Source organism: Pseudomonas sp. NIBRBAC000502773 (assembly GCF_006517195.1).
Classification (GTDB): domain Bacteria; phylum Pseudomonadota; class Gammaproteobacteria; order Pseudomonadales; family Pseudomonadaceae; genus Aquipseudomonas; species Aquipseudomonas marginalis.
Genome location: NZ_CP041189.1, coordinates 1,816,041 through 1,827,930 on the forward strand (window position 1 = coordinate 1,816,041; position 11,890 = coordinate 1,827,930).

An 11,890-nucleotide genomic window follows, 5' to 3' on the forward strand; every position below is an offset into this window, starting at 1 on the left:
TTTTTGCTTTCAGGGGCGCGCCCTGCTCAATTCGTGGGGATGCTCGTCCGGCCCCAGAGGCTCGGGTGGCCCTTCGAAGGCGGGCTCATCCACCGGCAGCTCCGGATCGACCTGCGGCTCGGGATCGGGGACAGTCTGCATCTGCTCCTGCACCACCTGCTCGTCCACCCGCGGGTCCAGCGCTGCCACCAGCGGTGAACTCGACATACTGTCGGGCATTGCCACGTGATGCAGGGGGGCATCTTCCACCTGGTGCAGGTTGGTCACCGCCTTAGGCCGGATTCGCCACACCAGGATCAGCGCGCACAGACTGAAAAACGCATACAGCATCTGGCTGCCGAACAGCTTCATCACCACACCCGCCAGCAACGGCCCGACACTGGCGCCGATACCGTAGGTCACCAGCAGCATGGCCGTCAGCGATACCCGGCGATCCCCCTCTACATGGTCGTTGGAAAACGCCACCGCCAATGGATACAGGCAAAACTGCACGAGAGAACACAGGAAGCCCGCCACGAACAGCACCTCCAGCGGCACCTGGGTCATGATTGCCAACGGCAGTGCCGCCACCGCCAGGCACAAGGCGAAGCAGCGGATCAGCAGCGCGCGATCATAACGATCCGACAGCCAGCCCAACGGCCACTGCACCAGCAACCCGGCAAAAATGCAGCTACCCATGAACAGGCCCACCTGTTCAGTGCTCAACCCTTGCTGGGAGGCATACAGCGGCGCCAGGCCGTAGAACGAACCGACGATCAACCCCGCCCCCAACACCGTACTCAGCGACTGCGGCACACGCTTGATAAAGAAGCGCGGCTCCATCGGCGCAGGATGCAACGCCGCCGGGTGAATGCGCCGGGTCATGGCCACCGGCACCAGGCACAGGGCGAAACACAGCGCCACCAGCATCAGCAGCTCCAGGCCAAGCTGGGGATGCATCACCAGTATCAACTGGCCCAATACCAGACCCAGGTAGGAGGCGATCATATAACCACTGAACACTACGCCACGCTGCTTGGCATCGGCCTGCTCATTGAGCCAGCTCTCGATGACCATGTACTGGCACATCATCCCCAGGCCCACGATTACCCGCAGCACAATCCAGGCCGGCAGCCAATCGACCAGGCCATGGCCCAGCACCGCCGCACCAACAATCCCGGCACAGGTGGCGTAGGCACGAATATGCCCAACCCGGGCAATCAGGCGATGCCCGATCTTGCCGCCCAGCACCAGGCCAAAGTAGTTGGCCGCCATCAGTGCACCCACCCATAGGCTGTCGACGTGGTCGGCCGCCAGGCGCAAGGCCAGGTAGGTACTGAGCAGGCCAGAGCCAATCAGCATCATCAGGGAGGCGAAATAAAGGGCTCGAAAAGATTTCCAGATCTGGCGCATCGGCGTTCCGAGCGGCTCCTTGCGGTGAGAGACAGGGCTATCGGCATGATAGTCCGGGGTGACAGGGTCCGGACAGGCAACATGCGCTGTTCCGGGGATTATTTTGCTTACAGCTCAGACGCTGTCGGATGGGGCGCAAGGTACATGGTTGCGACAAATACATCACAGCACCTGCTGTGAACCTTGATCGGCGGCAAGGTTCGACCTGCGTGCAAAAAGATCGAGCGCCCACAAAAAAGCCCCGCCAGGAGGTTCTGTGCGGGGCTTTCTCGACGGACTTCGAATCTGGTGTCCCAGGGCCGGTTCGAACGGCCAACCTTCCCCTTAGGAGGGCCAATTCGCGCCTAGCAACCAAAGGGTATCGCCAGTAATTACGGGGCTTTCAGTCCGATTGCGTCCGAGAAGACAGATCCGTATAGTGTTTTTTGCACCCATATTGCACCCACGGAGATCAGGTGAAAGAAAAACTAACTGGCAAAATACTGTCTTCGCTGGAAGTCACCGGCAAGGAGTACGAAGTACACGACACCATCGTGATAGGCCTACACGTGCGTGTCACGGCAGCCGGAGCCAAGTCGTATATTGTCAGGTGGGGACGCGGTCGAAAAAAGGCGTTGGGACGAGTCGGTATGCTCACGCTAGACCAAGCCCGGCAGGAAGCAACTCAGTACCTATATGAAGCGCGCAAACACGGCGAGCCTCTTGCAGTCACCCACGGCAGAAAAGGTACTGCCCTCCCCTCGCTACGCGAGTTCATCGACGACACATATATGCCGTGGTTCAAGACTCACCACAAGGGCCACGCAAAAACGCTGCACACTTTAGACAACAATTTCGACACCATCATGGCTCAGCGGATCGACGCAATCACCGGTCGGGACCTTGAGCAGATCCGTACCACCTGGATGCAAGCTGGCAACAAGCCCTCGACCGTCAATCGCAAGATGGGCTCAATCAGTGGCGTGTTTAGCCGGGCGTTAGAATGGGAATACATCACCGCCCACCCAATGGCAAAACTGAAGCAGCGAAAAGTCGACTCCATCGGAGTGGTACGGTATTTGTCTGTAGAAGAGGACAAACGCCTGCGCGCGGCATTAGATGCACGCCAAGACGAAATGCGACGTGAACGTGAAAGAGCAAACAAATGTCGAGAGTACAGAGGTAAGGAGCAAATGCAGAGTTTCCTAGACCTACAATTCACGGATCACCTGAAGCCGATGATTATCGTTTCGCTGAAGACTGGCATGAGACGTGGGGAGCTGTTTGACCTCAAATGGTCCTCGGTAAATTTCGACACAAAGACCATTACTGTCACTGGCAACACAACAAAAACCAGCGATACACGTCACATTCAAATGAATACGGAAGTCTTTACCGCCCTTGTAGAATGGAAAAAGCAATCAGGTGCGAGCCCCTATGTTTTTGCAAACCGAGAAGGCGGCCGCTTTGAAGACGTCAAAAGCGCATGGCTCAAACTACTCGAACGAGCCCAGGTGATTGGCTTTCGGTGGCATGACATGCGTCACGACTTCGCATCACGACTGGTGATGGCCGGAGTGCCGCTGAACACAGTGCGGGATCTGCTAGGCCATAGCGACATAAAGATGACATTGCGTTACGCACACTTGGCCCCCGGAACCAAAGCAGCGGCTGTCGAGCTAATCTGAATTCAATGGTTTTAGGGCTTTGGCTCTATCATCTTTAGATATTCGCCAAAGGATGCTGATACCGACTTATTTTTAATCCGAAATTCAGCATAGTCCTCGAGCGACGGCATCAACCGATTGATCGTATTCAGATCAACTTTTGGAATTCTATACTCGCTCGTGTATTTGATAACACCTTCCGACTTGGGAAAGATCTCTGTATCTCCAGAAAATACATCCGGCGACCACAGGATGGCTTCGACAAGCATGTAGTCCTTCGGGCTCAACGCTTCACCTGCTAAAAAATAAGTCCGCAGTTTCTTGAGTATCTGCTCATCAGGCAAATGAGCCAACTGCAAAGCTCCTAGCAACCTCCAATCCCCACCATTCAAAACACGCTCGTCGACATCTACGTCGACTTCTTGAACCTTGAATTTAGCCGCAGCTTCGAAAATCAAATCCTCAAGCACACGCGTTGAGGTTTTCTTCATCGCATTGGCCAACCCTTCAAGACAAGCCTTTGAGGTGGCGCTAACGCGCAGGTGAATTGTTTCTGCTTTCTTCCTGACTGCCATCGTCGAATTCCAGACGCCTGTGGATTTCAGCAAGGTTGCCACATCACACACGGACACACAATGAAAACGTGTTGACACAAATGTGGCACCACATTTATTGTGGCGCCACAGATGCGGCGTCCCGTTGCGTCCTGAAGCCACAAAGGCCGTTCAATGAACCAAAATAGCTCTCTAGACCCGATATCAGTCGGGGTGGAAGACGCCGCCCGTTTGATCGGCGTCGCCAGATCCATGTTCTACGAAATGATTGCTAATGGGGAGATTCATACTTTCAAGCTGGGCCGCCGGAGGCTGGTGCGCGTAAAAACACTAGAGGCGTTCATCAAACGACGGGCCCAGGAAAACAGCCGATGAGCCTTCGTATAGTGGATTTCACAGGAAATTTGCTTGGCATATTGGTGCTGCCAGGAACTGTACTATTAGCAGATTTGGAAGCCCTCCGGCGCCTCGGTGCTCACAGAATTGAGGTAGTACCCACGAAAGTTACTGAAGGGCCCTTTCATTAAAGGCAAGACTGTGGCGGACGTGAATAGCGACCTTAAGCGTTGAGGTCGCTGTTGACACGTCTAGAGCCATCTGAGAGGCCACTTCGCTGCACACTCAAGAGGCTTCTATATACAAATCCATCACTTACGCCCGACCCTACGGGCTACCAATTCTTCAAGGCTTTGTGGAAACTTCAAATAAGACATAGCCTCTTTACGAAAAATCTTCAGGTCAGGCGAGTGACCTTGGAGCGCTAAAAACACAGTGTTATAAATAAAATCCTTGAATTCAGACCATTTCTTAGTGTCAGCCAGCATGGCGTAAGCATACTTCTTAACCACCAAAGGTTCATACGCAACGTAAAAGTACTTATTATACGTTTTGCTTTTTTTTACCCTTTCTAACGCCATATAAGAAATCACCAGGATTTTTCTTAACGCGAGAAAAGTTTCGAGTCTGTCATCACGATAAGAGATAAAACGAGTCAAACCATCCATATAGGCTATGAATTTTGATTCACTGACATATTTCTTCGTAGGAGTGATTTTTTTGCAGAGCTTATCCAGGCAGTTCACCAAATGTGTATGACTCAAACTCATCATACGCTCAGGATCGCCGCCCCCTTCCAGCTCTATTATTTTTTCGATTATTTGATATTTTTTTGATTTTCGAACAGGTGTAACTTCAAGATACTTTTGAACTATATCGCCCAAGAACTCTTCAATTTTCAAAAGCACTTCATTAGCTGGAGCATTCCGATCTACACGCCACTTCTTTTTGAGATCCTTGTGGCTAATGTATAGCCCGCCAGCTATGTATTTTTTCCCCAAACGCTTATTTTGATAAGCGCCACCATAAAACAAGTTTTTACAATGAAAAAGCCCTACAAACCATTTTCCTTTGACAGGTGCGATGTGACACAGGTGCACATATCCTGGCGGCCGCTCTCTGACCAGTTTCATAGTTTCTATAAAAGACTCCAAGTTGTGACCAGTCAATATTTGTACAGTTCCAGCTCTCCTACATTCACGCACAAGACGAAGAACCTCATCATTCTGTCGCATATTCGCTCTTCGCTGCTGAGCGCGTGTAGCAGCAGATTTATTCTTACGAAATACGGATATACGGCATTTCTGACTACAGTAGATCTTATTACTCCACTGGCGTGAGTCGTTTGGAATCAATGTATTACAGGAAGGACAGAACTTACTCATGACTACATACTCATGTATTGGTAGTCATTATTTACAGTTTATAAATTCAAGGCGTTTACATATCCTGACTAGCTAGCTCAGGGATACTTAAATGGAATCGCCAAATAGCAGATTGAAAGTAAACCTGCGCTTTCAGAGCCCGGCGAAAAGGTCTGATAACTCCATATGAAGGGCATCGGCGAGAATTTTGATCGCGACCAGACTGGGGTTTGCACCGCCTGTTTCGATCCGAGACATGTACGTCCGTGCGAAGCCACACCTATCTGCGAAGGCTTCTTGGGTCATTCCAGTGGCTAGTCGAAGCTCACGGACGCGCTGACCAAACTGATGATTGAGGGATGATGGCATTCCCAAATGATGTGGCGATGTGCTCTAATCGTGAACACACTAATCGTGACATCGGCGCAACCTAGCGCTCTCAGTGAAGTGAAAGGGGGGAAAAAGCGAGATCGCCATGCAAATCGTATCGTGCAAGGGAAAAGTCAAGCTAGAGACCGGGAACCAAAAGCTTAAACATCTTCAAAACAGGATAAATATAAATTCGGTATCACTCATAAGGAGATAATGCGTGGCTACTGCAAAGCAAAATCAAGAACAGTCGAAATTAATGGGCCTCATTATCGGATTTTTAGCGTTACTACCATTATTAATAGTCTCAGCAGTGCACTATTCCAGGCTCAAGTCTAAATATCCTGAAAACGAATACAGCCAAAGAGTCTTCGATATTGGCAACCTGATTCGACCATGCGGGACCTCAATGGGTGCAATTTTCATTTTTTATTGGCTATACGCCATGTTTGCTAGCGGAAAATCGATTGCCTCGATGGTAATAGGCTGGTTTATTTTAGCTCTCGCTATATTTACCTTTTTAAAAATAGCTCAATCCGTAGCCACGACGTATTTTGGGGTGGTGGTAGATCGTAAAAATGACAGAGTACTGCTCCCCAAGGATATGGCCAACTACTCGATCTCGGACTACTTCAACCTAAAGTTCGTCACAGAACTAGGAACTATGGAAGAAGTACCGCTCAGTCAAGTTAGACGAATCACTCGTCAAGCTGGAAAGAAGCTTTATATCCATGGGAAATTTGGGTCACGAGGAATGGGATTTTCTAAGAAACAGAAGCGAGATGAATGCATCTCTGCAATCGAAGATGCGAGCAACTCAAGAAGCCCCATAGAGTTTGAAAACGCCTAGCCGTACCAACGAGTAACCCGGCTAATAAAGGAGAGATCACTGTGCGACATTATATTTTCTCAATAACAGCAATCCTTTGCGGAGTATCTATTAATGTGCAGGCCAAAGACAACTACTCGCCAGCGTATAACACCTGCATGGACAAGGCCGGAGGTGTGACAATTGACATGATTGAGTGTTCAAGTGCTGAGCTTTCACGACAAGACTCACGATTGAATCTTGCATTCAAAAATGCGATGGGTGTTTTATCGGACGAGAGTAAATCCAGGCTCCGTGGAGCTCAGCGGCTTTGGATTAAGTTTAGAGATGCTGACTGTGGAATTTACTACAATCTCTCAGGTGGAACGATGGACTCTCTCAATGGGTCCGGCTGCGAGCTTAGCATGACAAAAGAACGTGCCGACGCACTTGAATGGCTCTACCGAAATGGTGTCGAATAGAATATTCATTAACCGCAAGCACTAAATATAAACTACAACCACGTCTTTGAATCATGAAATCAAGAGGATTTTTATGTTTACTCTAATTCTATCGCTCGCGTGCGCAGCGGGTGCTGGATGTGACTACGAAGAATATAAGGTCGCAGAGCTCCATAACAAAAACTACGGTAGCAGCATGTGTTCCGCGCTTTCAAACGTTCTAATGACAGATAGAACTCGACAAGATAAAGAGCGAGACGCACTGTTCCGCTGCCTGGATAATAATGATCCGAAGAATGAGGGTCGCCAGCTTTATATATCTGACGCCCCACAGACGATTATGTTTCTCGAGACTTGCCCCCTCGATGAGAGAAGTGGCCGCATCAAAAAGCAAGGTAGCGCTGAGTGCGAGGCGCAAGACATAGCAACGTTCTATGGAGAGCACGCTTCTGCAATGTGCCAAAATAGGCTAAATAACACCCAGCCCATCTATGCGGCCGAATATGACAACCGAAAGTTTACGGGTTACTTGAACTGTGTCGTTCTGGACTCCTCATCAGACGCACTTTGACGCTTCTTAACGGCTCGGAGCTAAGCTGTACCGAGCCATTTCACTATCACGACTTGTCGCATCCAACAGCATAAAAATAGCTACACCCTGCTGCCTAAGGGCGTCCCATATCCTGACTAATTACGAAAGTTCTACTTTCCAAGACAGAAAACTAACATCTTCCCGAAAAAATAATCATCTAAGTTTTACTACAGGTAGCGCTCGAGGTGCCCCTCCGCCGTTATAGCATGAAAACAAGACGTTTTCGCCAACTTTCGGCATGACACCATATACACATTCTTTATGAAAGAAAACCCTACCATTTTCAGAAGAAATATATCCATAGGCATTAAACAGGAAATCTTCTACAGTTCCACGCGCCCGGACTGCTACTGAATAACAAAGATTACTAAACTTATCGACAAGCTGATCTGCGGTGGGCCTATTTCGAGGATTTTTAGTCATACATTCTCTAGCGATCTGTATCAACTCGGCAGCTAACGGAGAAAACTGTGGATTACTAAAGAGAAATGCTGGCGGTTGTGGTAGCACAGCATTTATAATTTTGGGCACTGCGTTTAGGCCTTGCCCAAACGGATAGTCTCCTGTTAACAAATGATACATCATCGCACCAAGCGACCAGATATCTGCTGAAGTCCCCACACTTCGAGGAGTTTCTATGGCTTCGGGAGCCATGTACGGAAGCGCGCCTACCGCTGTCTGGGAAGTTGTCAAACTTTCCTCCCCCCTTCCACCGCTGCAACCATCTCTTCTGCTGCCATTTTGGCAATGCCGAAATCTGTAACTTTAATTTCACTAAAAGAGTAATCACCCACCACCATTATGTTGGTGGGCTTGAGATCCCTATGCACAACACCGACATGGTGAGCGGCAGCGACTCCTTTTGCTAGATGATGAAATACTTTTGCCGCAAGGTAAGGATCTATAAAGGCAGAGTCATTAAGTAACGCAGCTCGCATATCGAGGCCGTAAATTAGCTCCTCCACCAGGAATTGGCGCTCTTCAAAAACAAGATAATCGAGGGTCTTTGCAACGTTGGGATGATTGACTTTTGCGGAAACTATTGCACTTCTTTGAAATCTTTTCTCGGCAGACTTGTTTTTCGGGGTCTTTAGAGCAACTTTCCGATCTGTATAAGTATCTCTAGCAATAAATACATACTGCATACCTCCCTCTGCCAGATATCGTTCAATCTCGTATCTATTTCCAATAAGAACACCTGGCTGCAACATATCAATCACAGTACTATCTCCGGATGAGAGAGGTCAAATGTAATGTAACGACGTCGGTTCCCGTGCTCTGGCCCACCCAGCGCAACCACACATGCTCCCGGCAACTTAAATCCAACATACACGGCTCTGTTATTAATGAACACCTGACCAGACGTAGCAGTGACAACAAAGTCAAAATCATTATAGGCGATTTCGACAGACCCTAGACTTGGAAGATCCAATAGCACCGATCGATTTGAAGCATCCAAGTAAGATGGTCTAGAATTATAAACAACCAAGGCTCGGTGACGACCTTGCAGCAGGTGCTTTGCTAAAACGTCACGTACATAGCTCATTGTAGGACGCAGCATTGGATCTGGGTTTAGGCAGCTTAAGAGCGTCTCAGCCACATCTTGAGTCAATGACCAAGCGAACCCCTGGAAGTAGTTATGTAGTAAAGGCTGGGGAGGATGCTGCGTGAGCTCATTAGGAAGATTTCTAGCCCCAATGTACAAAGCAGTAGCGCCGAACGCATATGTGTCTATCGCTGGCGTGAAGCTGACCGAATAGCCGTACAATTCCGGAGCAGCAAATCCATGGGTTCCCACGAATCCCACTGTAGCAGCGCCATCCACAGCATCCCGGGCTAGGCCAAAATCAAAAATCTTTACCAAGCCTTCTGGATCGATTTTCATATTATTAGGTTTGATATCACGATGAATTATTTTAACTTCATGAATATCTGCTATACCGGAAGCGATTTGCCACAAGAGCTTAATATACTCACTTGAGGACATAGGCGCTGTACGGACATGGAAAAGGTCATTGCCGGATATATACTCCATCACAATGCCTACTTCACCTTTAAACTCTAGAACATCGTATACCTGCACAACATTCTTTGAGCGCATTTTGAACAGCGCAGCAACTTCATCATTCATCCGTCGGCGATTGACATCACCCGGCATAAACTTTATTGCGACCGGCCGCTCAAGCACCAAGTCAATACAATTAAGAACCTGCCCCATACCGCCGTAAAAAACATCATCACCGAACTCATAGCGATAATCTATCAGCATGACAACTTCCTGTTACTTTCTTTTGTTCGGGAATTCCATTATTAGCTGCGGCTCATTTGCAACATTAGATTTAGCAATACTGCTTTTCTTAACGGCACTATTTTTAGAGCGTACTTTTTTCGCCGTTGTAACAACCTTTTCTTTTTCTGAAAGATCGCCGGCAGCACCATTGCTTAACGTCTTGTTAGGCAGCGCCCGGCTTTTACTGTAATTACGCAACGAGCTAGAGGCTAAATCACCTAAAAAGAATTGTCCGTCACCAAACGAATCCGAAATCTCAATAAATCCAGCGCTAGGTGCACTTATTGAGTCCTCCTCGTCAGACAATGGAATTATCACAACACTGGCATTATCATGTCCGCCACACCAGTTAGACAGCTCTAGCAACCGCTTAGCACAGACTCCGGAATCACTAGCAATCGATACAATTTTGTCCATGCACGAGGAGTACTTGCTTAAATAATGAATTCCGTCTGTAACTAATATAAACCTACCAGATAGTTTCGATTCAAGCTCATGTACATGTGGTTGAAGATCGGACCCCATACCTACAAACTGGAGTAGCCTACCTTGCTCGGGACTCTCTATTGCGTTTCTTCCTAATTGTCCAGCAATAGTGTCATCTGTCGAAAGCTTTTGAAGCTTTTGCTCGGTTTCGAGATAGACTCGGCTGTCACCAACGCTCATCCAACATGGAGCCTTGCCATGTCGTATTAGAGCGGCTACTAGCGTTGCCCCCCCATCGCCATAGTATTTATTATAAACCGCTTCGTTTGCACTCAGCGCTGCATTCATCATCCAATCTGATGATGAATCACGAAAATTTGCGGATTCACATATAGAAGCTATAAATCCACTTACAGCTAGAGAGGCGCACGCGCCACCCGCTCTCATACCTCCGATGCCATCCGCAACCACGGCTACGGAAAACCGACCTCCATTAGCCTCCCAGCCTTGAACTACAACGGCTCTATCTTGATTTTCTGTGCGAACGACTCCGATATCGCTACCTACAGCCGCACCGAGTTGGCCTACACGCCGCACACTAGTACGTGCTGTTTGGCGAGAAAGCCAGTAGGCGAGCTGAGCCTCTAGGGGTTTCATACCGTTTTCCATATCATCCTTTCTGGTTGGTCACACATCCTAAAGTTCTCAAGGGGTGACTGCTGGTGCTAGCCGTGCGCCCGATTTGCACGGCCCACAACCGATATACTGGCTAGCTCGGCACTAGCCAGCAAAATGCCATACCCGAATTACAGCATGCAAGCAGATGATGGCGATGCTGCCGCTATAAGTGGAATTCAGTTTAGCGCCATTGCCAGCTCTCAGTGAAGAAACCTACTACTACAGTCGGATTTAAGTAAATTTGGGTATGCCTATCCAGATACAGGCTTATTTTGCCTTTTTCTGGCTTTCCGCTTGATAAGTAACACCCAAAGTGCAACAGTATTAGTAGAACGCCCTAACTGATACAGGCACTCCTCATGTTCATCCGCGCATACCTCCGAGCATCCACCGAAGAACAAGACGCCGGCCGCGCCCGCGCCTCGCTCGAGCAGTTCGCCAGCGAACACAACAAGGTCATCGCCAGCGTGTATTTGGAGAACGCCAGCGGCGCCACCGCCGACCGGCCGGAGCTGCTGCGCCTGCTGAAAGATGCACGCAAGGGTGACGTGCTGCTGGTGGAGTCAATAGATCGGCTATCCCGTCTCCCGGTGGAGGACTGGCAAAAGCTCAAGGCGGCTATCGACTCCAAGGGCCTGCGCATCGTCGCGCTCGACCTGCCGACCAGCCATCAGGGAATGCAGGACACGAAGGGCGACGAGTTCACAGGGCGGATGCTGGGTGCCATCAACTCAATGCTGGTGGAAATGATGGCGGCCATCGCTCGCAAGGACTACGAACAGCGCCGCGAGCGCCAGGCGCAGGGGATTGAGAAAGCCAAGGCTGCCGGCAAGTATCAAGGCCGGCCAGTAAACGAGGAGCTCCATAAGCGAGTCAAAGAGCTTCTTGGCGCGGGGCTAGGCATTCGGGCCACGGCCAGGCACGCGAAGTGTTCGACTACAACCGTCCTGCGAATCAGAGAAGAACGGATTTAG

Annotated in this window: 13 protein-coding genes; 5 read left to right on the forward strand and 8 right to left on the reverse strand. The window is 49.4% G+C overall.

Annotation, left to right across the window (positions count from 1 at the left end; translation table 11 throughout):
- Positions 1 to 9: 9 nt before the first annotated feature.
- A complete protein-coding gene (locus tag NIBR502773_RS08295) occupies positions 10 to 1,392 on the reverse strand; it encodes an MFS transporter (protein ID WP_141155822.1) in 1,383 nt (460 codons plus the stop codon).
- Between the two features lie 455 nt (positions 1,393 to 1,847).
- Here NIBR502773_RS08295 and NIBR502773_RS08300 point away from each other — a divergent pair, with 455 nt between their 5' ends.
- Complete coding sequence (locus NIBR502773_RS08300) at positions 1,848 to 3,059, forward strand: site-specific integrase (RefSeq protein ID WP_141155823.1); 1,212 nt, start codon at positions 1,848 to 1,850, stop codon at positions 3,057 to 3,059.
- Positions 3,060 to 3,070: 11 nt separating this feature from the next.
- Here NIBR502773_RS08300 and NIBR502773_RS08305 read toward each other — a convergent pair whose 3' ends face one another.
- The gene (locus tag NIBR502773_RS08305) at positions 3,071 to 3,655 is read right to left on the reverse strand and encodes a hypothetical protein (protein WP_141155824.1); all 585 of its coding nucleotides are present in this window, start codon (positions 3,653 to 3,655) and stop codon (positions 3,071 to 3,073) included.
- Positions 3,656 to 3,856: 201 nt separating this feature from the next.
- Here NIBR502773_RS08305 and NIBR502773_RS30890 point away from each other — a divergent pair, with 201 nt between their 5' ends.
- Entirely contained in the window at positions 3,857 to 3,967 is a 111-nt protein-coding gene (locus NIBR502773_RS30890; protein WP_257228286.1) for a hypothetical protein, read from the forward strand.
- 272 nt (positions 3,968 to 4,239) lie between these two features.
- On the opposite strand, the gene NIBR502773_RS08315 is transcribed toward NIBR502773_RS30890, so the two are convergent.
- Positions 4,240 to 5,313, reverse strand: a complete 1,074-nt coding sequence (locus NIBR502773_RS08315; protein WP_141155826.1) for a hypothetical protein — start codon at positions 5,311 to 5,313, stop codon at positions 4,240 to 4,242.
- A 132-nt stretch (positions 5,314 to 5,445) separates the two neighbouring features.
- Complete coding sequence (locus NIBR502773_RS08320; protein WP_141155827.1) at positions 5,446 to 5,661, reverse strand: helix-turn-helix domain-containing protein; 216 nt, start codon at positions 5,659 to 5,661, stop codon at positions 5,446 to 5,448.
- A gap of 220 nt (positions 5,662 to 5,881) precedes the next feature.
- Between NIBR502773_RS08320 and NIBR502773_RS08325 the strand changes: the two genes are divergently transcribed.
- Together NIBR502773_RS08325 and NIBR502773_RS08330 are read left to right on the forward strand one after the other, a co-directional pair.
- A complete protein-coding gene (locus NIBR502773_RS08325; RefSeq protein WP_141155828.1) occupies positions 5,882 to 6,511 on the forward strand; it encodes a hypothetical protein in 630 nt (209 codons plus the stop codon).
- 167 nt (positions 6,512 to 6,678) lie between these two features.
- Complete coding sequence (locus tag NIBR502773_RS08330; RefSeq protein ID WP_257228287.1) at positions 6,679 to 6,951, forward strand: lysozyme inhibitor LprI family protein; 273 nt, start codon at positions 6,679 to 6,681, stop codon at positions 6,949 to 6,951.
- Between the two features lie 724 nt (positions 6,952 to 7,675).
- Here the strand turns inward: NIBR502773_RS08330 and NIBR502773_RS30895 are convergent.
- Genes NIBR502773_RS30895 through NIBR502773_RS08345 form a run of 4 tightly spaced genes read right to left on the reverse strand, consistent with a single transcriptional unit; the run spans position 7,676 to position 10,895 of the window.
- Positions 7,676 to 8,176: a protein kinase gene (locus NIBR502773_RS30895; RefSeq protein WP_257228225.1), complete on the reverse strand. Its 501-nt coding sequence runs from the start codon at positions 8,174 to 8,176 to the stop codon at positions 7,676 to 7,678.
- Positions 8,177 to 8,211: 35 nt separating this feature from the next.
- A complete protein-coding gene (locus NIBR502773_RS30900; protein ID WP_257228289.1) occupies positions 8,212 to 8,733 on the reverse strand; it encodes a serine/threonine-protein kinase in 522 nt (173 codons plus the stop codon).
- Between the two features lie 5 nt (positions 8,734 to 8,738).
- Complete coding sequence (locus tag NIBR502773_RS08340) at positions 8,739 to 9,791, reverse strand: serine/threonine-protein kinase (protein WP_141155829.1); 1,053 nt, start codon at positions 9,789 to 9,791, stop codon at positions 8,739 to 8,741.
- Positions 9,792 to 9,803: 12 nt separating this feature from the next.
- Positions 9,804 to 10,895, reverse strand: coding sequence for a PP2C family serine/threonine-protein phosphatase (locus NIBR502773_RS08345; RefSeq protein ID WP_168208998.1), 1,092 nt, complete (start codon positions 10,893 to 10,895; stop codon positions 9,804 to 9,806).
- Positions 10,896 to 11,275: 380 nt separating this feature from the next.
- Here NIBR502773_RS08345 and NIBR502773_RS08350 point away from each other — a divergent pair, with 380 nt between their 5' ends.
- Complete coding sequence (locus NIBR502773_RS08350) at positions 11,276 to 11,890, forward strand: recombinase family protein (RefSeq protein ID WP_141155831.1); 615 nt, start codon at positions 11,276 to 11,278, stop codon at positions 11,888 to 11,890.